Below are 26,733 nucleotides of genomic sequence, written 5' to 3'. Positions count from 1 at the left end.
CCTTTATTGACCGCGAGGGGTAGGTGGAACGTTGCTGCCAAGCTGGCCGTGGAGTGCTACCCAGCCATCTTGCTCCGCCCACACGCCGAGCGTGATGAACGGCGCATACGCCTCGGCCACTTCTTCCGCCTGGCGCGCCAGCACGCCGGACAACACCAGCGAACCACCCGGGGCAACCCGGCCGGCCAGCATCGGCGCCATCAGCTTCAATGGGCTCGACAAAATATTGGCGACGACCGTGTTGAACTTGCCGCTGGCGTGATGCGGCTTGGCCGAGGTGGCGAAGTTGTCCGGCAGGTAGTAGTCGATCTCGCACTGGTTACGCGCGGCATTGTCGCGCGCCGATTCGATCGCTTGCGGATCGATATCGACACCGGCCACGTCGCCCGCGCCCATTTTCTTGGCCACCATGGCCAGAATGCCCGAGCCGCAACCGTAGTCGAGCACGGTCTTGCCGGGGGCCGGATGCGCCTCCAGCCATTCCATGCACAAGCGCGTGGTCGGATGGCTGCCGGTGCCGAAGGCCAGGCCCGGATCGAGTTCGAGGATCAGGGCGTCCGGGTCCGGCGCTTCGTGCCAGCTCGGAACCACCCAGATGTTCTTGCCGATATGAATAGGCGCGAACTGCGATTGCGTCAGGCGCACCCAGTCTTCGTCGGCTACGGCGCGCGTAGTGAACGTTGGTGTGGTGTCGATGCCAATGGCGGCAGCCGCTTCGGCCACGATGGCGGCCTGGTCGGCGTCAACGTCGGTCAGGGCCACCACGCGGCTGTGATCCCACGCCGCTTCGGTCGGTTCCATGCCGGGTTCGCCGAACAGCGGCTTTTCCTGGTCGGTGCCTTCGTCGGCGTCTTCCACCGACACCGACAGGGCGCCCGCTTCCATCAGCGCGTCGGACAAGGCTTCGGCGTGTTCACGTGCAATTTCAATGACAACTTCTGTCCAACTCATGCGTCTGCCTTCGTTTCCGATTTATTAGGGCTGGTCGGGCCTTTCGGCAGGTCCGGCTTGTCGGCCAGTTTCTGCTCGAGGTAGTGAATATTGGTGCCGCCTTCGATAAAGCGCGCATCGATCATCAATTCGCGATGCAGCGGGATATTCGTCAGGATACCCTCAACCACCATTTCCGACAGCGCGATTTGCATGCGGCGGATGGCTTGCTCGCGCGTGGCGCCGTAAGCGATGACCTTGCCGATCATCGAATCGTAATGCGGCGGCACATAATAACCGGCGTAAGCGTGCGAATCGACGCGGATGCCAGGCCCGCCCGGCGCGTGCCAGGACACGATGCGTCCCGGCGATGGCGTAAACTTGAACGGGTCTTCGGCATTGATGCGGCATTCGACGGCGTGGCCCGACAGCATGATGTCGCGCTGGCGGAAACGCAGTTTTTCGCCGCAGGCGATGCGGATCTGTTCCTGCACGATGTCGATGCCGGTGATCATTTCGGTGACCGGGTGCTCGACCTGCACGCGCGTGTTCATTTCGATGAAATAGAACTCGTTGTTCTCGTACAGGAATTCGAAGGTGCCCGCGCCACGGTAGCCGATCTTGCGGCAGGCTTCCGCGCAGCGGTCGCCGATTTTTTCGATGAGCTTGCGCGGAATGCCCGGCGCCGGCGCTTCTTCGATCACTTTCTGGTGGCGGCGCTGCATCGAGCAGTCGCGCTCGCCCAGCCAGACAGCGTTCTTGTGTTCATCGGCGAGGATCTGGATTTCCACGTGACGCGGATTTTCCAGGTACTTCTCCATATACACTTCCGGATTGCCGAACGCGGCGCCGGCTTCGGTCTTGGTCATCGACACGGCGTTGAGCAAGGCCGCTTCGGTGTGCACCACGCGCATGCCGCGTCCGCCGCCACCGCCGGCTGCCTTGATGATCACCGGATAGCCCACGCGCCGCGCGGTCTGGATGATTTCTTTCGGGTCGTCCGGAAGTGCGCCGTCCGAGCCTGGCACGCACGGCACGCCGGCGCGGATCATGGCTTGCTTGGCCGAGACCTTGTCGCCCATCAGGCGGATCGAGTCGGAACGGGGACCAATGAAGACGAAGCCGGATTTTTCGACTCGTTCGGCGAAGTCGGCGTTTTCGGACAGGAAACCGTAGCCGGGGTGAATCGCTTCGGCATCGGTGACTTCGGCCGCGCTGATGATCGCCGGCATGTTCAGATAGCTCAGCGCCGAGGGCGCCGGTCCGATACACACCGATTCGTCGGCCAACTTCACGTATTTGGCGTCTTTGTCGGCTTCCGAGTGAACCACCACGGTCTTGATGCCCATCTCGCGGCAGGCGCGCTGGATACGTAGCGCGATCTCTCCACGATTGGCAATGAGAATTTTTTCAAACATAGTGGTCGATCAGCCAATCACAAACAGCGGTTGGCCGAACTCGACAGGCTGGCCGTTCTCGACCAGGATCTTGGTCACGACGCCGGAGAAGTCGGAGTCGATTTCATTGAGCAGTTTCATCGCTTCGATGATGCACAGGGTTTCGCCTTCCTTGATGTTCGAGCCGACGTCGACGTAGGCCGGGGAGCCCGGGGCCGAGGAGCGGTAGAAGGTGCCGACCATCGGCGACTTGACGATGTGGCCGGTCGGCTCGGCTGGCACGACCACAGGCGGGGCGACCGGGGCCGGCATCGGGGCCTGGCCACCGGCGTAGTGCTGCTGCATGCCTTGCGGCTGCATCATGACCATCTGATTCTGCGGGATTGCGGATGACTTGACGATGCGGACCTTGCTCTCGCCTTCGGTTACTTCGAGTTCAGCGATGTCCGACTCGGCGACGAGATCGATCAAGGTCTTGAGTTTTCGTAAATCCATGTGAAACCCCTTGGAATTATTGTGTTTTAAGAGTATGCGGCGTGCTTATCATAAAAGCAAAACCGCGCATAATGCTTGAAGATGCCAGTAGATTAACGCTTTTTAAGCGCAAAGTCGATGGCAAAGCGATATCCATCAATGCCGAGCCCGCAAATGGTGCCCTGCGCAATGGCGGACAAAAAAGAGTGATGGCGGAACGCTTCACGCTGGTAAACATTGGAAATATGGACTTCCACAAACGGAATCGCCACTCCGGCCAGCGCATCGCGCAAAGCCACGCTGGTGTGCGTCAGCCCGCCCGGATTGATGACAATCGCGTCCACGCCCTCGCCGCGGGCGGCATGGATGGCATCGATCAGGGCGCCTTCGTGATTGCTCTGAAAGCAAGATAGCGTGGCGCCCGCCGCAGCAGCCTGGGCCGTCGCAGCGTTCTCGATGTCGGCCAATGTTGCTGTGCCGTACACCTCAGGCTCCCGTGTCCCCAGCAGATTCAGGTTGGGGCCGTTCAGCAGAAGGAGCTTTTTTGCCATGGTTGAAGGGTCGTTATCACGCGAAAGTCACGCATTTTGCCGCCAACTGCGGGCATTGGCAAGCGAAAAAAATTGCTAAAAGTTACTGACTGGTGCATTCCGTACCGTGAAGCACGGTCTTGACAAGGGTTTGTGCCTCAGAGCTTGAGCGTTTTTCTGGCGTGATGAGCGGGCATGATCGAAAGACTCTCAGCCTCTCAGGACTTGAGTGCGGCCAGGTCGGCCTTGAGCTCGTCGAACTTGATGCGTCCCAGATAGGTTTTCTTGACCTGGCCATCGGCGCCGATCAGCACGGTGTAGGGCAGGCCGCCGGCGCTGTTGCCCAGCTTGCGCGACAGTTCGGTGCCGCTGATGCCGGCCACATATATCGGGTAGCTGATGTTGAATTTGCTCGTAAATTCGGCGATGTTGGTCGGCGAATCGATGCCGATGCCAATGATATTGATGTTTTTGGCGCTGTGTTCGCGCGCCACTTCGGCCAGTTCAGGCATTTCTTCCACGCAGGGCGGGCACCACGGCGCCCAGAAATTGACCACCAGCGGCTTGCCCTTCCATTGCGCCAGGGCTTGCGGGGTGCCAGCCGGGTTGTTCAGGGTTTCGGCGAACAGCGCCTCGACCGGGGCCGGGCCGTGGCCGGCCGGGTGCTGTTCGGCGGCCGGGGTGCTCGAGGCCACCGTGGGCGCTTGTTTGTTGCGGGTGCCGGCCCAGGCGCCCAGCGCGCCGGCCAGCACGGCGATGCCGGCGAAAGTGAAAATGGTTTGCTTGTTCATGTCGGGTCCTGAAGGGGTGTCGGCGTCGTTGCGGAAGAGGTCATCATGCTGCGCAGGGCGGCGGCGTCGGCGCGCTGGGGGCGGCCGTCGGCGCGTGCCTTGAGGGCGCCGCGCAGGTCGTGCTTTTCATACAGTTCGGCGTGCACGCCTTCACCATGCCACAAAAAGCTGACCGTCTCGACCGGGTCGAAACGCGCACCCTTGAAGTGCGGCGTTTCGGAAATGTCGATCGCGACGTTGCGGTTCAAAAGGTAAATCTGCACTTCCTTGGCGCTGTCGGCGAACAGTTGCAGCTCGATGTCGTCGTGCTCGCCGGCGGTGCCGTTCAATACCGCGCCGGTGATGTAGGGCGAAAATTCGGCCAGCGCATCCATCACTTGCAGGGCGGCCGTGCGCAGCGCGAGCAGGCGCGCCGGCTGGCTGTCGGCCAAGAACAGCGCCTGGTAATCGCGCACGGCCGCCTCGATCTGCGCGTTGTCGGGCAGCAGGTTGGCGCTGTCGGCGCGCTCGCCGAGCACCTGCAGCGCGGCCTTGCGCTTGGCGCTGGCGTAGTCGGCGCCGTCCCGGGCAATCAGGCGCGCGGCGACGGCGGCGATTTCCGTGCGCAGCAGGGAGAGATCGTCAATCGGGGTAGGCATCATGAGCGAGATAATACTCTGGAACGGCAAATCCCATGGGATAGCTCGAAAAACCTACTGCGCGGCGCGATTTTGGCGCGCGACACGAAAGTCCTGCGATGCTCACCGTACCTTCGTACGGCTGCGCTTCTTGCACCAAACTCGCACCGCTCGCTACGGTTTTTCGAGCCATCCCATTGGGTCGGGTAAAATCGCGTATTCATTCATTTGGCCACGACACCATGCATATTCACATCCTCGGCATTTGCGGCACCTTCATGGGCGGCCTCGCGGTCCTGGCGAAAGAAGCCGGCCACAAGGTCACCGGCTGCGACGCCAACGTCTACCCGCCGATGAGCACCCAGCTCGAAGCCCAGGGCATCGAACTGATCCAGGGCTTCAGCCCGGACCAGATCAAGCTCAACCCCGATCTGTATGTGATCGGTAATGTGGTGGCGCGCGGCAATCCGTTGGTCGAGGAAATCCTGAACCGCAGCCTGCCGTTCATGTCCGGTCCCCAGTGGATCGGCGAACACATCCTGCACGATAAATGGGTGCTGGCCGTGGCCGGTACGCACGGCAAGACCACCACCTCGGCCATGCTGGCCTGGATACTGGAAGACGCCGGCTATTCGCCGGGCTTCCTGATCGGCGGCGTACCGCTGAATTTCGGCATTTCGGCGCGCCTGGCCGGCAGCGAGCCGTCCGGCTACTTCGTGATCGAAGCGGACGAATACGACACCGCGTTTTTCGACAAGCGCAGCAAGTTCGTTCATTACCACGCGAAAACCGCCGTGATGAACAACCTCGAATACGATCATGCCGACATCTTCCCCGATATCGGCGCCATCGAGACCCAATTCCATCACCTGGTGCGCACCGTGCCCGGCGTTGGCCGCCTGATCGTGAACGGCGACGAAGCGTCCCTGGGCCGCGTGCTCAAGCGCGGCTGCTGGAGCGAGAAAGAAATGTTCGGCGCCAGCGACGGGGTCGACTGGACCATGACGGAACACGCCGGCGGCGACTTCGATGTGGTCTTCAAGGGCGCCGTCGTGGCGACCGTGGCCTGGGGCCTGACCGGCAAGCACAACCGCCTGAACGCGCTGGCGGCCATCGCCGCGGCGCGCCACGTGGGGGTGCCGGTGGCGCAGGCGGCCGCAGCGCTGGCCCGTTTCGAGAGCGTCAAGCGGCGCATGGAAGTGCGCGGCGTGGTGCGCAACATGACCGTGTACGACGATTTTGCCCATCATCCGACCGCGATCGCCACCACCGTCAACGGCCTGCGCCAGAAGATTGGCAGCGGCGACAAGGCCCAGGGCCGCATTCTGGCCGTGCTCGAGCCACGCTCGAACACCATGAAACTCGGCTCGATGAAAGACGCCTTGCCGGGCAGCCTGCGCGAAGCGGACCTGGTGTTCGGCTTCGGCAGCCAGCAAGCGCTGGGCTGGAGCCTGGCCGACGCGCTCGCTCCGCTGGGGGCGATCGCGCACAGCTTCGACCATCTCGATTTCCTGGTCAAGGCCGTGGTCGACGCGGCCCAGCCGGGCGACCATATCCTGGTCATGAGCAACGGCGGCTTCGGCGGGGTGCACCAGAAACTGCTTGAGGCGCTGGCCCAATGATTCTTTACCTGCACGGTTTCCGTTCCTCGCCCCGTTCGTACAAGGCGCGCGTGGTGGGCGAGAAAATGGCGGCGCTGGGGCGTGCGCGTGAACTGATCTGCCCGCAACTGCCGGCCTCGCCGAAAGAGGCGATGGCGCTGGCCCTGACCCTGGTCGAGCGCTACGACGCGGCCGACCTGGCGATCATCGGTTCCTCGCTGGGCGGTTACTACGCCACCTGGCTGGCCGAGCATCTGGGCTGCCGCGCGGCGCTGCTCAATCCGGCGGTGTACCCCCTGAAAGACCTCGACAAGCATGTCGGCGTCACGACCGAGTATCATTCCGACAAAGTTTTCGAATTCAAGCGCGAATATATCGAGGAACTGGGCGCGCTGGCCGTGCCCGCCATTACGCGTCCCGAGCGCTATTTCCTGTTAGCTGCGACCGGCGACGAAGTGCTCGACTACCGCGACATGACGGCGCACTACGCCGGCGCGCGCCAGCATGTGATCGATGGCAGCGACCACGCCATCGCCGAATTCGGGCACTACGTGGACGAAGTCCTGGCGTTTTGCCTGGACGGCGCCGCGAGCCCGGCGCGGTGAGGGGCGCCTCGCTGCGCCAGGCCTTGTGGCATCGGCATGTGAACCGGGTCAACGCGCCGCCGGCGCTGCGCGACTGGCTCGCCAGCGGCGGTTCGCTGACGGCGCGCCTGCTCGCGCACAGCGCGGCGTTTCGGGTGCAGCGCCTGCACCAGCGGCGCGCCCCGTGCCTGACCGACGAAGCCGGCGCGCTGGGCTTGCCGCGCCCGGTCCAGGTGCTGGAGCGCGAAGTGTTGCTGCGCTGCGACGATACGCCGGTGGTGTTCGCGCACACGGTGGTGCCGTTGTCGGCCAACGCCAGCGACTGGCCGCTGTTCGGCGGCCTGGGCGAACGCTCGCTCGGCAGCACCTTGTTTTACGACCCGCAAGTGGCGCGCGGCGAGCTGGAATTTGCGCGCATCCGCGCCGGCCACCCCCTGATGACGCGCGTCCGCGCGGCGCTCGGCATGGACGGCGACCCTGTTTTATATGCGCGGCGCTGCCTGTATCGCCGCCACCGGGGCATCTTGCTCGTGACCGAGGTGTTTCTGCCCCCGGTCCTGGCACTTGCCAGGCGCGACCTGACCCCTGCGCCAACGAACAATACCAAGTAAACATAGTAAGTAAAAATATCAAAGCAAAGACAAAGCGTTCACATGAATCTATTTTTTGAAGAATCCGGCGATTTCAAGGTTGGCACCGTGTTGTCGCAAGCGGGCGAAGCCTATCAAGTTGAAATGCCAAGCGGCAAGCGCACCAAGGTCAAGGTCAAGGACGTCCTGTTGCAGTACGAAAAGCCGTCCGCGGCCGACCTGCTGGAAGCGGCCAAGGCGGTTGCCGCCGACGTCGATTTCGAGTTCCTGTGGGAAGTCGCCGGCCAGGACGAGTTCGGATTCGCCGAGCTGGGCGCCGAGTATTTCGGCCACGCCCCGCTGCCATCCGAAGCGGCCGGGCTGGTCCTGGCGCTGCATGGCGCGCCGATCTACTTCTATAAGAAGGGACGCGGGCGCTACAAGGCCGCGCCCGAAGCGTCGCTGCGCGCGGCCCAGGCCGGCATCGAGAAAAAGAAACAGCAGGGCCTGATCCAGGCCGGCTATGTGGACCAGCTCAAGGCCAACACGCTGCCCGAGTCCATGCGTCCGCTGGTGCAGCAACTGTTGTTCAAACCGGACAAGAACAGCATCGAATTCAAGGCGCTCGACGCCGCTTGCAACGAACTGCACACCACGCCGCAGCGCCTGATGCTGGCCGCCGGCGGCATCGGCTCGCCCAGGCAATTGCACATGGCGCGCTTTTTGTTCGAGAACTTCCCGCGCGGCGCTGGTTTCCCGGCCGTGACGGTGCCGTCGATGCCGGCCAATCTGCCGGTGGCGAACGTGGCCGCGTTCTCGATCGATGACGTGACCACCACCGAAATCGACGATGCTTTCTCGGTCGTGACCCTGGCCGACGGCATGCTGCAGGTCGGCATTCACATCGCCGCGCCGGGCCTGGGCATCCGCCCCGACGACGCGATCGACAAAATGGCGCGTGCGCGCATGTCCACCGTCTACATGCCGGGCGACAAAATCACCATGCTGCCGGACGAGCTGGTCGCCGCCTTCACCCTGGCCGAAGGCAAGACCTGCCCGGCGGTGTCGCTGTACGCCACCATCGATCCGGCCGACTGGAGCGTGAAGTCGACCGTCACCCGCGCCGAACTGGTGCCGATCAAGAGCAACCTGCGCAACAACGACCTGGATGACGTGGTCAGCGAAGAAGCCCTGGCCGCCGGCACCGGCGAGTATCCGCACAAGGCTGAGATGGCCGTGCTGTGGCAGTGGGCGCTCACCCTGGAAGCGGCGCGCATGGTCAAGCGCGAAGGTTTCGGCCTGAAACCGGAGCAAAACAACCGGGTCGATTTCAATTTCTACGTCGAAGACGACGTCGTGACGGTGCTGCGCCGCAAGCGTGGCGCGCCGCTCGACAAGATCGTGGCCGAGCTGATGATTTTTGCCAACAGCACCTGGGGCAAGCTGATGCACGACTCGGGCGTGCCGGGCATTTACCGTTCGCAAGGTGCCGGCAGCGGCGCCGGCTGGGCCGCCAAGATGCAGGTGCGCATGGTCACCCATGCCGCGCCGCACCAGGGCCTCGGCGTGGACCAGTACGCATGGAGCACCTCGCCGCTGCGCCGGTATACCGACCTGGTCAACCAGTGGCAGATCCTGGCCTGTGCCGAGCACGGCGTCACGGCCCCGCTGGTGGCGCCGTTCAAGCCGCGCGACGCCAACCTGTTCGCCATCGTCTCGGCCTTCGACGCCGCGTATGCCGCCTACAACGACCATCAGCAAAATATGGAGCGCTACTGGTGCCTGCGCTGGCTCGGCCAGCAGGAGCAGCGCCAGGTCGAAGCGGTCGTGCTCAAGGATGAAGTGTTGCGCCTGGCCGACATTCCGCTGATCATTCGCCTGCCCGGCATGCCGCAGGTGGCGCGCGGGGCGCAGGTCAAACTCGACATCCTGCGTTGGGACGAGCTCGATCTGACGATCGAAGCGCGCTTGCTCGAACTGCCTTCCAACAACGAGATCGCCGCCGATGCCGACCTCGATTACGAGGAAGAAGAGGCGACCGCGACTGCAGCGCCGGCCGACACTGGCGAAGCGGCCGCCACCGAAGCGGTGGAAGCCGAAGGTTCGGTGACGGTGGTGACCAGCGAACCGACAGCCGGCTGAGCTTGCCAGCATCGCCACGGCGGCCATTAGAATGTAGAATGGCCGTTCCCTAATTCAACAAAATTCTTCCCGGTATCGTGTGAAGCACTTGCAAAATATAAGCTCCCTGTCCATCGCCGTGGCCGTTTCGGTCGCGGTGCACGCGGCCCTGCTGGCGGTCCGTTTCGTCGCGCCCGAGGCATTCAACCTGACCCCGACCGATCCCGGCCTTGAAGTCATCCTGGTCAATGCCAAGCACGCCAATAAACCGTTGAAAGCGGACGCGCTGGCCCAGGCCAATCTCGATGGAGGCGGCAATGCCGAGGACGGCCGCGCCGCCTCGCCCCTGCCCGACATGCGCAAGGACGAGACCGGCGAAAGCGTCAAATCGACCCTGCGCCGCATCACCGAACTGGAGCAGATGCAGAAAAACCTGCTGACCAAGGCCAACGATTCGTCCTTGCACGCTTCTCCGGTGACGGACAAGGAAGCGCCCGATCCCGAGCGCGACGGCAACGACCTGATCGAGAGCACCAAGCCGCTCTCGCGCCAGAAGGCCGAGATCGCCCAGCGCATCGAAGACCAGAACAAGCGTCCGCGCAAGACCTTCTTCACGCCGAGCACGCAGGAAGTCGGTTACGCCGTTTACTACAAATCGACGCAGAAGAAGATCGAAGATGTCGGTACGTTGAACTTTCCACAGAAAGACGGCAAGAAACTGTACGGCGAGCTGATCGTGTACATCCCGATCTTCCAGGACGGCACCATTTACACCAAGGAAGGCGGCGTGCGCATCGAAAAGAGTTCGGGCAATCCCGCGCTCGACAAGGCGGCGCTGGCCATCGTGCGCCGTGCCGCGCCGTTCAGCCACTTCCCGAAAAACATGCGTTCCAATGACCGCGATGACTTGTGGGTCATGATCACGAGCTTCAAGTTCACCCGTGAAGACAAGCTCGAAGCCGAGCTGCGCGGCCAGACCAAATGAGCGAGCGTTACTGCGTCATCGGGAATCCGATTGCCCACAGCAAGTCGCCCGAGATCCACGCCGCCTTTGCCCTGCAGACCGGGCAAGAGCTGGTGTACGAACGCTGCCTGGCGCCGCTGGACGAATTCGACGCCACCGTGCGCGCCCTCATTGCCGCCGGCTACCAGGGCGCCAACGTCACCGTGCCGTTCAAGCTGCAGGCCGCCGACCTGGCCGACCGCCTGACCGAACGCGCGCGCGCCGCCGGCGCCGTCAACACCCTGGTATTTAACAGCAGCGGCGGCATCATCGGCGACAACACCGACGGCGCCGGGCTGGTGGGCGACATCACCCGCAACGCCGGCGTCGAACTCGCAGGCAAGCGCGTGCTGCTGCTCGGCGCGGGCGGGGCCGCGCGCGGCGCCGTGCTGCCGCTGCTGGCCGCCTTGCCGGCCGAACTGATGATCGCCAACCGCACCCTGGCCACGGCCGACGCCCTGGTCGAGCGCTTCGCATCGCAGCTGGCCCAGGATCAGCGCCTGGCCGCCTGCGCCTTCGACGCCATTGGCGGCCGGTACGACGTCGTCGTCAACGCCACCTCGGCCAGCCTGCTTGATGCGATGCCGCCGGTGCCGGCCGGCGCCTTCGGTCCCGGCACCCTGGCGCTGGACATGATGTACGGCAAGGCTCCGACCCGCTTCATGGTCTTTGCCGCCGCCCAGGGCGCGCTCGCGCGCGACGGCCTCGGCATGCTGGTCGAGCAAGCCGCCGAAGCCTTTTTGCTGTGGCGTGGCGCCCGTCCCGACACCGCGGCCATCCTGGACCGCCTGCGCCTGGCGCTATGAGCAAGGCCGCCAAGCCAGCCAGGAATGGCGGCGCGCGCCGGCGCTGGATCAAGTGGCTGTTCCTCGGCCCCTTGCTGATTTTCATCGCGGTCCAGCTGTATTTCTTCCTGATGGTGTGCTGGTACGCCCAGTTCAATCCGTCGAGCACGAACATGATGGACGACCAACTGTCCCTGATGCGCGAAAAGAAACCCACGGCCGTGCTGCAGCATCAGTGGGTGCCGTACGAGCGCATATCCGACAAGCTGAAACGGGCTGTGATCGCCTCGGAAGACGCCAATTTTTCCGAGCATGACGGGGTCGACTGGGAAGCGCTGCAAAAAGCCTACGAACGCAACAACCGGCGCCACAAGGTGGTCGGCGGCGGCTCCACCATCACCCAGCAACTGGCCAAGAACCTGTTCCTGACCGGCTCGCGCAGCTATCTGCGCAAGGGCCAGGAAATGATCATCGCCTTCATGCTCGAAACGGTCATGAGCAAGCAGCGCATCCTGGAAATTTACCTGAACGTGGCCGAATTCGGGCGCGGCATCTTCGGCGCCGAGGCGGCCGCGCGCTATTATTACCGCACCACCGCGGCCAACCTGGGCGTGGCCCAGGCCGCCAAGCTGGCCGTGATGCTGCCCAATCCGCGGTATTACGACCGCAACCGCAGCTCGAGCTACCTGGCGCGCCGCACCACCCTCATCGTCAACCGTATGAGTTCGGCAGACTTGCCCTGATTGTTTACTGGAATATTCCTATGCTCTATCGTCGCCAGCAAGGCGCCATTTCGCTGTTCTGGGTCGCCACCGGATCGGTCGCCCTGGCGGCGCTGGCCATGGCCGCCTTGTTTTCCATGCGCTACGAGCGCAATCTGTTCGCCGAAGGGGCGTCCAAACTCGGCAAGACAGTCACCGACAGCGGGGCCGGCAAGGTGATCGACTCGGCCAAGGAGTCGGTCGGCGGCGCGCTCGGCAAGGGCGACGGCGCCATGCGCAAGTGCGTCATCAACGGCAAGACGGTCATTTCCAACACGGATTGCACGCCTGACAACCGCACCAGCAAGCTCATCCAGATACATGACACCAAGGGCTTCGAAGCGCCGAAAAAGCCGCCGGTGGAGAAGGCCGCGCCGGGCTCGAACCCGATGCTCGACAAAATGATCGAAAAACAGCTGCGCTGAGCCAATTTAAGTGTTTCGGGGTGGCCGGCCTCAGGGCTAACGGGTACACTTGCGCTGTTTTGAATCCGGCCGAGAAAGCGCATGATCAACGTATTTGTCCTACAAAATGGCCGACTCAATCAGGTACCGATCGAGTCGCGGGCGGATCTCGAAAACGTGGACCCGGTCTGGGTCGACCTGACCGATCCGAACGACGACGAGCGGGCCTGGGTCAAGACCATCTACGGCGTGATTTTGCCGGGCGAAGACGAAGTCAAGGATATCGAAGCGTCGGCCCGCTATTACGAAGCGGAAAACGGCGATTTGCATCTGCGCACAGACTTTTTGCTGGAAGAAGACGACGGCCCCTCGCGCGTGGTCACGGTCGCCTTCATTCTCGCGCGCAAAATGCTGTTTTCGGTGCACACCGACGACTTGCCGGTATTTCGCCTGGTGCGCATGCGCGCGCGCTCGCGGCCGGGCTCGATTGCCGATTACATGGATGTGCTGCTCGACCTGTACGCCACCGACGCCGAGTATTCGGCCGATGCGCTCGAAGGGATTTACCAGCATCTGGAAGAAGTCAGCGGGCTGGTGCTGCAAAAAGAATTCACCGATAAAGACGCGGCCGACGCGCTGAACGCGATCGCGCGCGAGGAAGACTTGAACGGACGGATCCGGCGCAACATGATGGATACACGGCGCGCGGTGAGTTTTTTGATGCGCGGGCGCTTGCTCAACGCCGAGCAGTTCGAAGAAGCGCGCCAGATCCTGCGCGACATCGAATCGCTGGACGGCCACACATCGTTCCTGTTCGACAAAATCAACTTCCTGATGGACGCCACGGTCGGTTTCATCAACATTAACCAGAACAAGATCATCAAGATCTTCTCGGTGGCTTCGGTGGCGTTTTTGCCGCCGACCCTGATCGCCAGTATTTACGGGATGAACTTCAAGGCCTTCCCGGAGCTGGAGTGGCATTACGGCTACCCGTTTGCCTTGGGCTTGATGGTGGCCTCGATGATTACGCCGGTGTGGGTGTTCTTGCGCAGAGGGTGGTTGAAGTAAAGTTCACTAGTTCCGACCTTGTTTCGCATGTTTGACTGGAGTCAGTCATGGCGTGGTCAGGTCTGAACGCAGCCATTGGCAGGGGTAGACTGGGCTTGACCTCAATCAAGCCGGATCGACGATCATGCCTTCGCTGCCCATGTTGTCTGCGATTGTTCTTTCGCCCCTTTTCACCGAGCTGCGACGCAACGATATTTTCATCGTTGTGGTCGCTTCTGGCCGGTTCCCAATATATTCAATCGAGCGGACAGCGATGATGGCGGGCTTGCGTGTCCCGCATCTCAATACTAAGATCAAGTATTGTCCGAGTGCGCTGCCATGATCCTTGGCGACCGGATACTACGGCAACTTGCGGATCGCGGTTGGACCGAACAAGAGGTGGTCGATGTGATCGAGACCGAGCCAATTGGCCGCTCAATCGATCATCGGACGCCTCAAAAAACCGGAGATCGGCAGGCGCGGCGGGACACCGCTACAGTGTATGGCTCCAAAGATGGTGGACATGTCGTCGTGAACGATCGCACTGGGGAAGTGGTCCATGTTAGCGATAAGAACGATCCGTACTGGAAGCCTGATAGCCGCATCATTTGGGAGTCATAAGGACATTGCCATGAACATCGACAAAAGCCATCTTTACGCATCGCCGGATGCCTTCTTTGATTTGAACGGCAGCGTCAATATGCGCCTGTCGCCGCTTGCCGCGATGCAAGTGTGCGCCGAGTCCGCCCACAGGGGCTTGGTCATCGCGCGGGTGGAAGGCGGAATCTGGCATGCGCCGGGATTTGAATCCCGGCTCGACTGTATCTGGGATGGGCAAGACCCGCCGCTTGATCAGGATCAGGCCAGCGGCAACAATCAAGAAGCGGCGCGGTTTATCGCCTCGCAAACGCCGGCGCACGGCGTCTTCATTCTAACGGCGTCCCCGCTCGCCGGCTCGCCGGCTGGCCGCACCGGGCCAGCAAGCTGCAGTCCGGCTGACTGATCAAGCCAGTTTGGCAAACACCCGGCGCGCCGCTGCGATGGTTTCTTCGATCACCGCATCATCGTGCTGCGCCGACACGAACCCCGCCTCGAACGCCGCCGGTGCAAAGTACACGCCTTCGTCCAGCATCGCGTGGAAAAACGCATTGAAACGCGTCTTGTCGCCCGCCATCATCTCGGCATAGCTGCCCGGCACTTCTTCGCTGAAGTAAATCCCGAACATCCCGCCCACCGAATCGGCGCAGAACGTCACGCCCGCCTCTTTGGCCGCTTGCGCCAGTCCGGCCGCCAGCTTTGCCGTCTGCGCCGTCAGCTTCTCGTAGAAACCCGGCTGCTGGATCAATTTGAGGGTCGTCATGCCCGCCGCCACCGCCACCGGATTGCCCGACAAGGTTCCGGCCTGGTACACCGCCCCGATCGGCGCCATGTTCTGCATCAGTTCGGCGCGACCGCCGAAGGCCGCCACCGGCATTCCACCGCCGATGACCTTGCCCAGCGCGGTCAGGTCCGGCACGATGTCGTACAGTGCCTGCGCCCCGCCCAGCCCGACGCGGAAGCCGCACATGACTTCGTCGAAAATCAAGACCGCGCCATGCTTGGTGCACAGCGCGCGCATGGCCCGCAGGAATTCCGGCGTGGCCTTGATCAGGTTCATGTTGCCGGCCACCGGTTCCACGATCACGCAGGCGATGGTGTCGCCCATCGAGGCGAACGCGTCTTCCAGCTGGGCCACATTGTTATAGTCGAGCACCAGGGTGTGCTTCACAAAATCTTCCGGCACGCCGGCCGAGGTCGGGTTACCGAAAGTCAGCAAGCCGCTGCCGGCCTTGACCAGCAGCGAGTCGGCGTGGCCGTGGTAGCAGCCTTCGAACTTGACGATCTTGTCGCGCCCGGTGGCGCCGCGCGCCAGGCGCAGCGCGCTCATGGTCGCCTCGGTGCCGGACGAGACCAGCCGCACCTGCTCGATCGACGGCACCAGGCGGCAGATTTCTTCGGCCATCAGGATTTCGCCTTCGGTCGGAGCGCCGAACGACAGGCCGCGCGCGGCCGCGTCCTGCACCGCTTTGACCACTTCCGGATGGGCGTGGCCGACGATGGCCGGCCCCCACGAGCCGATGTAGTCGATATAGCGCTTGCCGTCCGCGTCCCAGAAGTAGGGACCTTCGGCGCGGGTGATGAAGCGCGGCGTGCCGCCCACCGATTTAAAGGCGCGCACCGGCGAATTGACGCCGCCCGGGGTGGTTTTCTGGGCGCGCGCGAACAGCGTGTTATTCAGGGAGTCTGTGGTCATGGCTTGCTCGATAAGGAAATAGGGTGGGCGAAAAATTTGTTGGGCACCAGCTTGCCCATGCCGAAGCGCTGCGCGTTGGCCAGCGCGCCGACGGTGAACTCCTGGGCCGCCTGGATGGCGTCGATGGGTTCGAGCTGGCGCGCCAGGAACGCGGCCAGCGCGCCCGACAAGGTGCTGCCGGCGCCGACAAATGGGCCGGGAAAATGCTGCCAGTTGAAGGTGCCGATCACGCCGTTCTCGTCGAACAGGGTGTTGGCCAGCTGCGCCCCGGCGCCCGTGCCGCGGGTAGCGGTGCACTTGACCAGCACGTACTGGCAGCCCATGCCGGTCAGTTCAAGCACGTCTTCCTTGAGCATGTCGCCGCCGCCGTCGCGCCAGGTCTCGGCCATGCGCGCCAGTTCCACCTGGGTGAGCAGCAGCACGGTCGCCTGCGGCACCAGGATCTGGCGGATCGCGCCGAGCATGTCGTCGTCGGCCAGGCCCGAATCGGGCAGGCTCGATAAGAACGGGTCGAGGATCAGCGGCACGTCCGGATAGTCGGAGACGATTTCGGCAATCGCCGAGGCTTGCTCGATGCTGGTCAGCGCGCCCACCTTGAAGGCCGCCACCGGCATGTCTTCGAGCACCACGCGGGCCTGGTCGCAGACCCAGTCGGCGTCGACTTCCTGCACGTCTTCGACCCTCGCGGTGTCGGAAATGAGAATGCCGGTCATGACCGACAGGCCGTGGCAGCCGAGGGCCGAAAAACACGCCAGGTCGGCCTGGATGCCGGTAGCGCCTATGGGGTCGGACACGCCGAACGTTAAGATCAGAGGAGAAGTTTGGATTTGCACGGCCGGTAGATTAAGATGCCTGATTCGGCATTTTACTAGATAGAAGGGTAGTCCAACGTGAGCAGCAATGAATCAACCGGCGCAGCAGGCGCCGCTTTCCAGACCTGGATGTGCCTGATCTGCGGCTGGGTCTACGACGAAGCCGCCGGCATCCCGGAAGAAGGCATCGCCCCCGGCACCCGCTGGGCCGATGTGCCCATGAATTGGACCTGCCCCGAGTGCGGCGCCCGTAAAGATGACTTCGAAATGACAGTTATCTGATTGGCATGAGGCTTATTGCCGACACATGTTGACCAGCCGCAACATTAAGGGGACAAAAGGGTTGCCCTATGATATCGTTCATGCTCATGCCGAGTGAAACTGAATATGACGACATTGCCGCAACCGAACGTACTGAAAATCATGGTGATCGACGACAGCAGCACGATTCGTCGTTCGGCCGAGATTTTCCTCACCCAGGCGGGTTATCAGGTGTTGCTGGCCGAAGATGGCTTCGATGCCCTGGCCAAGATTAACGACCATCATCCGTCGCTGATCTTCTGCGACATCCTGATGCCGCGCCTGGATGGTTACCAGACCTGCGCGCTGATCAAGCGCAGTGCGCGTTTTCACGCCACCCCGGTGTTGATGCTGTCGTCGAAAGACGGGCTGTTCGACCGGGCGCGCGGCCTGATGGTCGGTTCCTCCGCCTACCTGACCAAACCCTTTAGCAAAGACAGTCTGCTTAGCGCGGTGCGCGAGCACACTGCCGATACCGTTTCAAAATAATTACTGGAGCCTCCCGTGGCCATACAAAAAATCCTGATCGTCGACGATTCCCCGACCGAGCGTTACTACCTGACCGACATCCTGGTCAAAGCCGGCTTCACCGTGACCACCGCCGAAAACGGCGAGGAAGCGCTGCTCAAGATCAAGGACGACAAACCTGAACTGATCCTGATGGACGTGGTCATGCCTGGCGCGAACGGCTTCCAGGTCACCCGCACCATCGCGCGCGACCCTGAGCTGGGCGACGTGCCGATCATCATCTGCAGCAGCAAGAACCAGGAAACCGACCGTGTCTGGGGCCTGCGCCAGGGCGCGCGCGACTACATGGTCAAGCCGGTCGACGCCGAACTGCTGCTGGCGAAGATCGCCGCCCTCGGCGGCGCCTAAGCCGTGAGCGACGTCGATTTCGCCCCAGTCGCATCCGCGCCCACCGATGGCGCCGGCCGCCGCACCCGCCTGCGCCAGTACCAGGTGCAGCTGCTCGAACGCATGCAGGCGGCCCGTACCAACAGTGGCGCGCGCGTCAACCAGCTGGGGGTCTTGATCGGCGCCGAGCGCTTCCTGCTCGACCTCACCCAGGCCGGCGAAATCGTGCCGGTGCCGCCGGTGACGGTGGTGCCGCTGACGCAGCCGTGGTATCTGGGACTGGCCAATATCCGGGGCAATCTGGTTGGCCTGATCGATTTCGCGCGCTTCCAGGGAGGCTCCGAAACGGTGGCCGGCCCGGACAGCCGCATCGTCACCCTGGCCACCCACCTGGGCTTTAACTGCGGCCTGCTGGTGGCCCGCGTGTACGGCCTGCGCCACGCAGGTGACATGGAAGTCACCGGCGACAGATTACGCGATACCGACGCAAACGAATGGATCCCGCTCGACCTGGCGGCCCTCGTCACCGATGCGCGGTTTTTGCACGTTGGATTTTAAGCCGCAGTCATAAGTGGCCATACCTTAAGAAACTGGGAGCTGGAATGGGATTTGCATGGAAGAGTACGCCAAAGGGTGAGCCGGTACCGGATACTGAATTCGGTCCCGACCTGGAGGCTGCGGCCTTGAACAAGGACGACGCGCCGGCGCTGGCCGGCGAGCAGAATGTGATCGACGACAGCCATCGCGCCGAACTCGATCAGCACGACGAACTGCGCCTGGCCAATATCATGGGCCGCAAGCGACGCGACGACGATGACGACGGCGAGGCCGAAGCGCGCCTGCCGCTGATCGGCCATTTGTCGTTGCCGCGCCAGCTGCGTATTTTGCTGATGGTGTTCGTGGCCGGTATCCTGGTCACCGTGGTGGCGCTGTGGCGCAACGCGGCCAGTAGCTCCGACGCATCGGCCCAGACGCAGATCGCGTCCGACGCCCTGATGCACTCCCAGCGTATCGGTAAAGCGGCGCCTAACGCGATCCAGGGTAACCAGGAAGCGTTCGTGCAGCTCGAACAAAGCCGTGGCCAGCTCAAGGCCGACCTGGACGCGCTCCAGCGCGGCGGCAAGATCGGCGGCGTCCAGCTGCCGACGCCACCGGCCAGCATGAACCGCCTGATCAGCGCGGCGAAAACCAAGTGGGTCAGCACCGACAACGCCGCCGGCACCATCATGCGCATGAAGCCGGAATTGACGGGCTTTGAAAAGACCCTGCGCCAGCTCGACACCCTCTCGCCAGAGCTGTTGACGATGACGGAAGAACTGCTCAACGACAAAGTCCAGCGCGGCGGCACGCCACGTGAACTGGCGGCGATCGGCCGTTTGATGATGCTGACCCAGCGCCTCTCGCGCAGCGCCAGTGAGTTCCTGACCTCCGGCGGTATTCGTCCTGAAACCGCGTTCCAGCTGGGCCGCGACACCACGACCTTCCGTACCACGGTCGAAGGCTTCCTGAACGGGAACGAGACGATGCAACTGTCCGCAACCAAGGATGCGGAACTGCGCGTCAAGCTCGAACAGATCAAATCGAAATTCGACACCTACCAGAAACTGGTCGCCTCGATCCTCGACAACCTGCCGAAATTCACGGCCGCAAAAGGCGCCGAACAGTCGATCTTCTACGAAAACGAAGAATTCAAATCGCTGCTGACCAAGGTGCAGGTGGGCTTTCGTAACGAGCAGGATTCGAACAACGTCTGGTTCTGGGTAATGGCCCTGGCCACCATGTTCACGCTGGGCGTCGGCGTCAGTATCGCCCGCGTCATGCTGCAAGACTCGCGTACCCGGGCTCGCGGCGCCGATGTGCGTCGCCAGGAAGCGGAATCGATGCGCCAGCTGGCGCAGACGAAGGAAGAAGAAGCGAAAGCGACCAACGACCAGAACCAGGCAGCTATTTTGCGCCTGATGAACGAACTCCAGGAAGTGGCCGATGGTGACTTGACCGTGCACGCAACGGTGTCGGAAGACATTACCGGCGCGATTGCCGACTCGGTTAACTACACGGTGGAAGAGCTGCGCGGGCTGGTCGAACGCGTGACGACGACGGCCGAGCAGGTTACCTCGGCATCGACCAACGCACAGAATATTTCGACCGACCTGCTGGCGGCGACCGAACAGCAGTCGCGCGAGATTCAGGAAGCGTCCGAGACGGTTCTGAAAATGGCGAACGAAATTACCGACGTATCGAAGTCGGCGAATGAATCGGCAGAGGTTGCGCGCCAGTCGGTTGCGGCGGCATTGCAAGGTTCGACGGCGGTGGAAAACTCGATCAAGGGTATGCACGAAATTCGCGAGCAGATCCAGGAAACCTCGAAACGAATCAAGCGACTGGGCGAATCGTCCCAGGAGATTGGCGAGATCACGGAACTGATTTCCGACATTACCGAACAGACCAACGTACTGGCGCTGAACGCGGCGATTCAGGCGGCATCTGCCGGCGAAGCGGGACGCGGCTTCTCGGTGGTTGCGGAAGAGGTTCAGCGACTGGCGGAACGTTCGGCGGAAGCGGCAAAACAGATCGGCGCGCTGGTGCGTACCATTCAGACCGATACCCACGACGCGGTGGCCGCTATGGAAAAATCGACGCAGGGTGTGGTCGAGGGAGCCAGGCTGTCCGATGCTGCGGGTGCCGCACTGTCCGACATTTCGCGCGTTTCGAACCGTCTTGCGGAACTGATTCAGGGCATTTCGTTTGCAACCGAGCTGCAAGCGACATCGGCGAACGATGTGGCGCACAACATTCAGCACATCCTGTCGGTGACCGAAAATACCCAGGACGGTACGCAGCAAACCGCCCAATCTATTCGCCAGCTGTCGCTGCTGGCGCAGGAACTGAAAAACTCGGTATCGCGCTTCCGCGTGGTGGCTTGAGAACCCGGTTGATTTATCAAGGTAAGCATGACCACTACTGACAATTCGCACGTGCCGCAGTTCGACACAGGACCGCTGTCCTGGGTCATGAGCGAGATCCGCGATGCGCTGGGCCGCTCCAACACCGCGCTGTCCGAGGCGGCGGAGCATACGGCGGAAGCCCAGGCAAGTTCGCTCAAACATGCGAAAGCCTATCTGCACCAGGCGCATGGCGCCTTGCAGATGGTCGATGTCGATGGCGCCGGCGCCATGACCGAAGCCGCCGAGAGCGCGCTGGACCGCTTCAAGGATGGCCTGCTCGACTGCACGCCCGAACGCGCGCAAGTCATCGCGCACGCCTACCAGGCGGTGATCGAGTATCTCGAAGAACTGCTTTCGGGCGCGCCACAGCAGCCGGCGCGCCTGTTCCCTTACTATCGCGCGCTCAAGGAAATGCTGGGCGCCGACCGGATTCACCCGGCCGACCTGTTTTTCGCCGACCTGTCGGCGCCGGTGTCGCTCAAGCGCCACGTGGCGACCGATGCGGAGCCGGACTACGCGGCCTGCCGCACGCGCTTCGAAAAAGCGCTGCTGCCGTTCCTGAAAAGCGCCGACAAGGCCAGCTGGCAGCAGCACGCCCAGGTGTTGCTGGAGGCGATCGCCCACGTGGCCGACGCCCAGGACCAGCCTTTGCCGCGCACCTTCTGGATGGCGATGCAGGGCTTCGCCGAACTGGTGGCCCAGGGCCATCTGGCCAGCGACCTGTATGTCAAGCAGCTCTTCGGCTTGATCAATCTGCAGATCCGCCGCCTCTCGCAAGGCCAGGTCAGCCTGCCCGAAACGATGCTGCGCGACGCCCTGTTCTTCATGGCCGCCGTGCCCAATCCGCCGCCGACGGCGCTGGCCCTGCGCCGCGCCTATCATCTCGACGGCATGGTGCCGGCCGATTACGATACGCGCCGCTACGGCCGCATCGACGCCGACGCGCTGAAAACCGCCAAGGAAGCCCTGGCCAAGGCCAAGAGCCACTGGGACCGCCTGTCGGTCGAACCGCTGCCGGCGCTGGAAGCCGAATTCGTCGAACTGCTCGGCACCATGGCCACCGCTGGCGACAAGCTGGGCGCCCCGGCGCTGGCGCGCCTGCAGCGGCAGATGGTACACGTGGCCACCGCCACGGCGGCCACAAAGCACAACAGCGTGTTCAGTCTCGAAATGGCGACCGCCATGCTGTTCATCGAGAACAGCCTGGATAAAATTCGCCAGCTGCCTGACGATTTCGACGCCCACGCCGACATCATCGGCGCCCGCCTCGCCGCGATTGGCGCCGGCGAAACGCCGCCGGAAGCGCCGCCATGGCAGGGCGAACTGTCGCGCCGCATCCAGCACGAGCAAACCGTCGCCGTGCTGGCCGCCGAAATGAAAAATGGCTTGCGCCAGGTCGAAAAAGTCCTCGACGACTATTATTCCGACACCAGCAAGCGCGCCACCCTGGCCCAGATCGATCCGGTCCTGCACCAGTTGCAGGGCGCCGTCGCCATCCTCGACCAGGAAGACGCGATGCGCGCCGCCCTGCACGTCAAGGATGCGGTCCGCACCCTGGCCGCGGCCGAAGGCAATCCGGAACTGGAAACGGCCTCGCTGCAGAACATCGCCCAGAACATCGGCGCGCTGGGCTTTTTTGTCGACATGCTGGCCAAGAACGTCGACGAGGCACGCGAGCGCTTCACCTTCGACAGCGTCGAGGGCATGCTGCGCGCCGTCCCGTTCGAAAAACCGGCGCACGGCGAATCGCAATTCGACCAGGAACCGGTACTCGAGATCGAGCCGGTCCCGATGATCGACACGCCTGCGCCAGCCGCGCCGGCCGAGCCGGAAGCGCAAGTCAAGGCGCCGGTGATGGTAGTGGCAGCGCCCGCGCCGCCGGGCGACGACGAAATCGAAGCCGAACTGCTCGAAATTTTCATCTCCGAAGCGCAGGAAGTGCTCGCTTTTGTGGGCTCGACGCTGCCGGCGGCGCAAAGCATGCCGAACAACCTGGAGACGCTGACGATGTTGCGGCGCTCCTTCCACACGCTCAAGGGCAGTGGACGCATGGTGGGCCTGAACAACTTTGCCGAAGGCGCAGCCGCCGTCGAAAAAGTGATGAACCTGTGGTTGTCGGAAGAACGCGCGGCCGACGCCAACCTGCTGGCGTTGCTCACGCGCGCCACCACCGACATGACCGCCTGGGTCGAGCAGCTTGCCGCCACCGGCAGCTCGCAGCGCACCAGCGACGCGCTGGTCGCCGCCGCCGAACGCGTACAGCATGGCGAAACCTTCGCCATGGATGCAGCCCCGGATGAAGCGCCAGTCGCCACGCCAGTGGTCGAGGAAATCGTGGCCGCCGCTCCCGTGGACGAGCATCACGACGACCACTTTGCGATCGACGATTCGTTCGAACCGATGATCCTCGACGACATCATCGCCCTGCCTGCGGCCGGAAGCGCAGCGCCTGGCAATGTGATCGAGTTCCCGGTTCCGGGCACCATCGCCGCGGCCGACGACAACACCAAGCGCATTGGCGAACTCGAAATCCCGCTGCCGCTGTATAACATTTACCTCGCCGAGACCGACGAACTGGTTCGCCTGTTAAGCCAGGACTTCGCCGAATGGCGCCACGAACCGCAGCGCCAGGTCACGCCGGCAGCCGAAAAAGCCGCGCATACCCTGGCCGGCACCTCGGCCACGGTGGGCTTCCACGCTTTGCGCGAAATCGCCTACGAAGTCGAAATGGTGCTCAAGAGCCCCGCGCCGGTGTTCGACGAAGCCCAGCGCGACCTGCTCGACGAAACCATCGAGCGCGTGCGCCACATGCTGCAGCGCTTCGCGCTGGGCGAACTTGCGCCGGCCGAGCCAAGCCTGGTGGCGCGCCTGCACGTTCTGCGCGAGCAGCTTGCGGCGCAGGAAGCGGCCGCCGTGTTTGCGGGCGCCGACGAAGACCTGGCACGCCGTCTGGACGGCCTGTTCGCCGAAACGCTCGATGAGCTGGTGGCATCGCCACCGGTGATGCCGGAACGCGAAGCGGCCGTAGCCGACGCCCCGTCCGAACCGGAAATCGACGCCATCGACGCCCTGTTCGGCGAGGACGATCCGTTCGATATTCCACTGCTGGACAATCCTGAACCGGCGCAGCCGGTGGCGCAAGAAGCGCAGCAGCCATTGCTCGAAGCCGAAGAAGTCATCGACGCCGAAGAAGTCATCGAAGCTGAAGCAGTCCTCGAGGCCGAAGAAGTCATCGAAGCTGAAGCAGTCATCGAAGCCGAAGCAGTCATCGAAGCTGAAGAAGTGATCGAGGCTGAAGAAGTCATCGAGGCCGAAGCAGTCATCGAGGCCGAAGAAGTGATCGAGGCCGAGCCGGTATTCGAAGAGCCAGCGCTGGAAGCCGAGCCAGTGGTCGAAGAGCCGGTCATCGAAGCCGAACCGGTTCTTGAAGCCGAGCCGGTCATTGAAGAGCCGGTCATCGAAGCCGAACCAGTGCTTGAAGCCGAGCCAGTGGTTGAAGAACCGGTTGTCGAAGAGTCGATCGCCGCGGCGCCGGAACCGGCGCCGATGCAGCCGATGACGGCGCACGTGCCGCTGCTCGAAGCCTTGCTGCAGCCGGAGTCCGACACGGCCGCCGTGCCGGTGGCGCCGGAAACGGCCTTCGCCGATGACCTTGACGTCGACCTGCTGCCAGTGTTCCTGGAAGAGGGTACCGATCTGCTGCCGGAAATCGGCAACAACCTGCGCAAGTGGCAGCAAAATCCGTCCGATACCAGCCCGGTACAGCAGCTGTTGCGTACCCTGCACACGGTCAAGGGCAGTGCGCGGATGGCCGGTGCGATGCGCCTCGGCCAGCACACCCACGAGATCGAAACGCAGATCGAGAACATGGTCCACGCCGGAACGTCGACGCCAGCCGCGTTCGACGAACTGATGGCCAACTACGATCACGCGCTTCTGCTGTTCGAACAACTGCAGCAGCCTGCCCTCGGCCTCGTGCCGGTGCCGGGCCTGGCCGCGGCAACCGCCGGCAGCGTGGACGATGCTCACGCAGCCCAGACCCGTACGCCGTTGGTGCGGGTACGCGCCGACATCCTGGACCGCCTGGTCAACCAGGCAGGTGAAGTGTCGATCACGCGTTCGAAGCTGGAAAGCCAGGTGTCGACCCTGAAGGCCTCGCTGAGCGACTTCTCGGACAATCTGGGTCGCTTGCGGCGCCAGTTGCGCGAAGTCGAGATGCAGGCGGAATCGCAGATTTCGTCGCGTATGTCGATTTCCAGCGAACGCGAATTCGATCCGCTCGAATTCGACCGCTTTACCCGCCTGCAGGAATTGACGCGGATGATGGCTGAATCGGTGAACGACGTTGCGTCGTTCCACGAAAGCCTGACCCGCACGGTCGACGGCGCCACCGACGACTTGAACGTGCAGTCGCGCCTGACGCGCGACCTGCAGCAGGATCTGATGCGGGTTCGGATGGTGCAGTTTGCCAGCCTGTCGGAGCGTCTGTTCCGCGTGGCGCGCCAGACCGCAAAAGAAATCGACAAACGGGTCAACCTGGACATCCGGGGCGGCACGGTCGAAATCGACCGCAGCGTTCTGGAACAGATGGCCGCGCCGTTCGAGCACTTGCTGCGTAACGCCATCGTGCACGGTATCGAATCGCGTGCCCGTCGTGGTGCGGCCGGCAAAGCCGAAACGGGCGAGCTGCTGATCCAGGTCAGCCAGCAGGGTAACGAGGTGGTTATCCAGTTCAACGATGACGGCGCGGGTCTCGACCTGGCCCGCATCCGCACCAAGGCGCGTGAAAACGGGCTGCTGGCGCCGAATGCCATCGTCACCGACGCCGAAGCGGCCGACCTGATTTTCGAACCGGGCTTCTCGACCGCCGATGCGCTGACCGAACTGGCCGGCCGTGGCGTGGGTATGGACGTGGTGCGCTCGCAAGCGCAAGCGCTTGGCGGCCGGGTGGCGATTTCCACCGAAACCGGCAAGGGCGCGCGCTTCACGATTCACCTGCCGCTGACCCTTGCGGTCACCCAGGTCGTGCTGACCACCAGCGGTACCAAGACGTTTGCGCTGCCATCGATCCTGGTGGAGCAGGTATTGCAGATGAAGGAAGCGGCAGTCAACGCCGCGCACGCCGAAGGCTTTGTCGAATTCCAGGGCCAGAAGGTCGCGCTGCATTACCTGCCAACCTTGTTGGGCGATACCGAAGCTCGGCCGATGTCGCAGCGTTCGTGCCCGGTGATGGTGCTCAAAAGCGGCACCGACCGCCTGGCGGTACAGGTCGACGACGTGCAGGGCAACCGCGAGGTCGTTATCAAGAATATCGGACCGCAGCTCTCGCGCATGATCGGTATTTCGGGTGCGACGGTGCTCGGTTCGGGCGATATCGTGTTGATCCTGAACCCGGTGGCCTTGTCGCATCACCTCGACCATCATCCGCAACTGCGTCAGCGCGTGGTGGTGGAAACGGTGGCGGCGGTGCCCGAGACGCGTGCGGCCGACTTTGTGATCATGGTGGTCGATGATTCGCTGACCGTGCGTAAAGTGACCCAGCGCCTGCTGGAGCGCGAGGGTTATCAGGTGGTGCTGGCCAAGGACGGCGTGGACGCGCTCGAGCATTTGCAAGAGACCGTGCCCGACCTGATGCTGGTCGATATCGAGATGCCGCGCATGGATGGTTTCGACTTGACCCGGAATATTCGCGGTAACAGCGGCACCAACGAGATCCCGATCATCATGATCACCTCGCGTACGGCGGACAAGCACCGCAACTACGCGCTGGACCTGGGGGTGAATGCCTACTTCGGTAAGCCGTTCCAGGAAGACATGCTGCTCGCGGCGATTGCCGGCTTGCTCAATCGCGAGATGCCGGTAGCGCATTAAGCGCCAGGTGGCACAAACAAAAACGCCTTGCACCGGTTAAATG

The 26,733-nt window shown here is 63.0% G+C and carries 25 protein-coding genes; 17 read left to right on the top strand and 8 right to left on the bottom strand.

Features of this window, described 5'->3' with window-relative positions; translation table 11 throughout:
* Window positions 1-3 precede the first annotated feature (3 nt).
* From prmA to F2P46_RS07855, 6 genes are all read right to left on the bottom strand, one after another.
* Complete coding sequence (gene prmA, locus F2P46_RS07880; protein WP_166887168.1) at window positions 4-951, bottom strand: 50S ribosomal protein L11 methyltransferase; 948 nt, start codon at window positions 949-951, stop codon at window positions 4-6.
* A complete protein-coding gene (gene accC / locus F2P46_RS07875) occupies window positions 948-2,348 on the bottom strand; it encodes an acetyl-CoA carboxylase biotin carboxylase subunit (protein ID WP_166887165.1) in 1,401 nt (466 codons plus the stop codon). Before accC ends, prmA begins: the two co-directional genes overlap by 4 nt.
* A gap of 9 nt (window positions 2,349-2,357) precedes the next feature.
* Window positions 2,358-2,822: an acetyl-CoA carboxylase biotin carboxyl carrier protein gene (gene accB, locus F2P46_RS07870; protein WP_166887162.1), complete on the bottom strand. Its 465-nt coding sequence runs from the start codon at window positions 2,820-2,822 to the stop codon at window positions 2,358-2,360.
* A gap of 92 nt (window positions 2,823-2,914) precedes the next feature.
* On the bottom strand, window positions 2,915-3,352 hold the full coding sequence (gene aroQ, locus F2P46_RS07865) for a type II 3-dehydroquinate dehydratase (RefSeq protein WP_166887160.1): 438 nt from the start codon (window positions 3,350-3,352) through the stop codon (window positions 2,915-2,917).
* Window positions 3,353-3,549: 197 nt separating this feature from the next.
* Window positions 3,550-4,122 (bottom strand): TlpA family protein disulfide reductase, encoded by a 573-nt coding sequence (locus F2P46_RS07860; protein ID WP_166887157.1) that lies wholly within the window; start codon window positions 4,120-4,122, stop codon window positions 3,550-3,552.
* Complete coding sequence (locus tag F2P46_RS07855) at window positions 4,119-4,763, bottom strand: hypothetical protein (RefSeq protein ID WP_166887154.1); 645 nt, start codon at window positions 4,761-4,763, stop codon at window positions 4,119-4,121. Before F2P46_RS07855 ends, F2P46_RS07860 begins: the two co-directional genes overlap by 4 nt.
* Window positions 4,764-4,981: 218 nt before the next feature.
* Here F2P46_RS07855 and mpl point away from each other — a divergent pair, with 218 nt between their 5' ends.
* The 11 genes from mpl to F2P46_RS07800 all read left to right on the top strand — a co-directional run bounded on the left by mpl (window position 4,982) and on the right by F2P46_RS07800 (window position 14,617).
* Complete coding sequence (gene mpl, locus F2P46_RS07850) at window positions 4,982-6,361, top strand: UDP-N-acetylmuramate:L-alanyl-gamma-D-glutamyl-meso-diaminopimelate ligase (RefSeq protein WP_166887152.1); 1,380 nt, start codon at window positions 4,982-4,984, stop codon at window positions 6,359-6,361.
* Complete coding sequence (locus F2P46_RS07845) at window positions 6,358-6,945, top strand: YqiA/YcfP family alpha/beta fold hydrolase (RefSeq protein WP_166887148.1); 588 nt, start codon at window positions 6,358-6,360, stop codon at window positions 6,943-6,945. Before mpl ends, F2P46_RS07845 begins: the two co-directional genes overlap by 4 nt.
* Window positions 6,942-7,535, top strand: a complete 594-nt coding sequence (locus tag F2P46_RS07840; RefSeq protein ID WP_166887577.1) for a chorismate lyase — start codon at window positions 6,942-6,944, stop codon at window positions 7,533-7,535. The genes F2P46_RS07845 and F2P46_RS07840 overlap by 4 nt, the downstream gene beginning before the upstream one ends.
* A 42-nt stretch (window positions 7,536-7,577) precedes the next feature.
* A complete protein-coding gene (locus F2P46_RS07835) occupies window positions 7,578-9,635 on the top strand; it encodes a ribonuclease catalytic domain-containing protein (protein WP_166887145.1) in 2,058 nt (685 codons plus the stop codon).
* Between the two features lie 79 nt (window positions 9,636-9,714).
* Window positions 9,715-10,599 (top strand): TonB family protein, encoded by an 885-nt coding sequence (locus tag F2P46_RS07830; RefSeq protein ID WP_166887143.1) that lies wholly within the window; start codon window positions 9,715-9,717, stop codon window positions 10,597-10,599.
* The gene (gene aroE / locus F2P46_RS07825) at window positions 10,596-11,423 is read left to right on the top strand and encodes a shikimate dehydrogenase (protein WP_166887140.1); all 828 of its coding nucleotides are present in this window, start codon (window positions 10,596-10,598) and stop codon (window positions 11,421-11,423) included. The genes F2P46_RS07830 and aroE overlap by 4 nt, the downstream gene beginning before the upstream one ends.
* Window positions 11,420-12,145, top strand: coding sequence for a monofunctional biosynthetic peptidoglycan transglycosylase (gene mtgA / locus F2P46_RS07820; RefSeq protein WP_166887137.1), 726 nt, complete (start codon window positions 11,420-11,422; stop codon window positions 12,143-12,145). Before aroE ends, mtgA begins: the two co-directional genes overlap by 4 nt.
* Before the next feature lie 20 nt (window positions 12,146-12,165).
* Window positions 12,166-12,588 (top strand): DUF4124 domain-containing protein, encoded by a 423-nt coding sequence (locus tag F2P46_RS07815; protein ID WP_166887134.1) that lies wholly within the window; start codon window positions 12,166-12,168, stop codon window positions 12,586-12,588.
* 81 nt (window positions 12,589-12,669) lie between these two features.
* Window positions 12,670-13,635 carry a magnesium/cobalt transporter CorA gene (gene corA, locus F2P46_RS07810; RefSeq protein ID WP_166887131.1) on the top strand — a complete coding sequence of 322 codons (966 nt, stop codon included), beginning with the start codon at window positions 12,670-12,672 and terminating at the stop codon, window positions 13,633-13,635.
* Window positions 13,636-13,953: 318 nt separating this feature from the next.
* Window positions 13,954-14,235 (top strand): colicin E5-related ribonuclease, encoded by a 282-nt coding sequence (locus F2P46_RS07805; protein WP_166887129.1) that lies wholly within the window; start codon window positions 13,954-13,956, stop codon window positions 14,233-14,235.
* Window positions 14,236-14,245: 10 nt separating this feature from the next.
* A complete protein-coding gene (locus tag F2P46_RS07800) occupies window positions 14,246-14,617 on the top strand; it encodes a colicin immunity protein (RefSeq protein WP_166887126.1) in 372 nt (123 codons plus the stop codon).
* Here the strand turns inward: F2P46_RS07800 and hemL are convergent, their stop codons facing one another.
* Window positions 14,618-15,907 (bottom strand): glutamate-1-semialdehyde 2,1-aminomutase, encoded by a 1,290-nt coding sequence (gene hemL / locus F2P46_RS07795; protein WP_166887123.1) that lies wholly within the window; start codon window positions 15,905-15,907, stop codon window positions 14,618-14,620.
* Window positions 15,904-16,740, bottom strand: a complete 837-nt coding sequence (locus F2P46_RS07790; protein WP_166887120.1) for a hydroxymethylpyrimidine/phosphomethylpyrimidine kinase — start codon at window positions 16,738-16,740, stop codon at window positions 15,904-15,906. Before F2P46_RS07790 ends, hemL begins: the two co-directional genes overlap by 4 nt.
* A gap of 108 nt (window positions 16,741-16,848) precedes the next feature.
* Here F2P46_RS07790 and F2P46_RS07785 point away from each other — a divergent pair, with 108 nt between their 5' ends.
* The 6 genes from F2P46_RS07785 to F2P46_RS07760 all read left to right on the top strand — a co-directional run bounded on the left by F2P46_RS07785 (window position 16,849) and on the right by F2P46_RS07760 (window position 26,690).
* Window positions 16,849-17,001 carry a rubredoxin gene (locus F2P46_RS07785; protein WP_054268606.1) on the top strand — a complete coding sequence of 51 codons (153 nt, stop codon included), beginning with the start codon at window positions 16,849-16,851 and terminating at the stop codon, window positions 16,999-17,001.
* Between the two features lie 105 nt (window positions 17,002-17,106).
* Window positions 17,107-17,508: a PleD family two-component system response regulator gene (locus tag F2P46_RS07780; RefSeq protein WP_166887118.1), complete on the top strand. Its 402-nt coding sequence runs from the start codon at window positions 17,107-17,109 to the stop codon at window positions 17,506-17,508.
* 15 nt (window positions 17,509-17,523) lie between these two features.
* On the top strand, window positions 17,524-17,895 hold the full coding sequence (locus F2P46_RS07775; RefSeq protein WP_166871988.1) for a response regulator: 372 nt from the start codon (window positions 17,524-17,526) through the stop codon (window positions 17,893-17,895).
* Window positions 17,896-17,898: 3 nt separating this feature from the next.
* The gene (locus F2P46_RS07770) at window positions 17,899-18,432 is read left to right on the top strand and encodes a chemotaxis protein CheW (RefSeq protein WP_368737892.1); all 534 of its coding nucleotides are present in this window, start codon (window positions 17,899-17,901) and stop codon (window positions 18,430-18,432) included.
* A 44-nt stretch (window positions 18,433-18,476) separates the two neighbouring features.
* Complete coding sequence (locus F2P46_RS07765; protein WP_229509153.1) at window positions 18,477-20,798, top strand: methyl-accepting chemotaxis protein; 2,322 nt, start codon at window positions 18,477-18,479, stop codon at window positions 20,796-20,798.
* A gap of 27 nt (window positions 20,799-20,825) precedes the next feature.
* Window positions 20,826-26,690 (top strand): Hpt domain-containing protein, encoded by a 5,865-nt coding sequence (locus F2P46_RS07760; protein ID WP_166887116.1) that lies wholly within the window; start codon window positions 20,826-20,828, stop codon window positions 26,688-26,690.
* The last annotated feature ends 43 nt before the right edge of the window (window positions 26,691-26,733 follow it).

This window comes from Massilia sp. CCM 8734 (assembly GCF_011682155.1).
GTDB lineage: Bacteria > Pseudomonadota > Gammaproteobacteria > Burkholderiales > Burkholderiaceae_D > Telluria_A > Telluria_A rubra.
The sequence above is the reverse complement of the archived record's forward strand: the minus strand, read 5'-3'. Positions and strand labels throughout refer to the sequence as shown.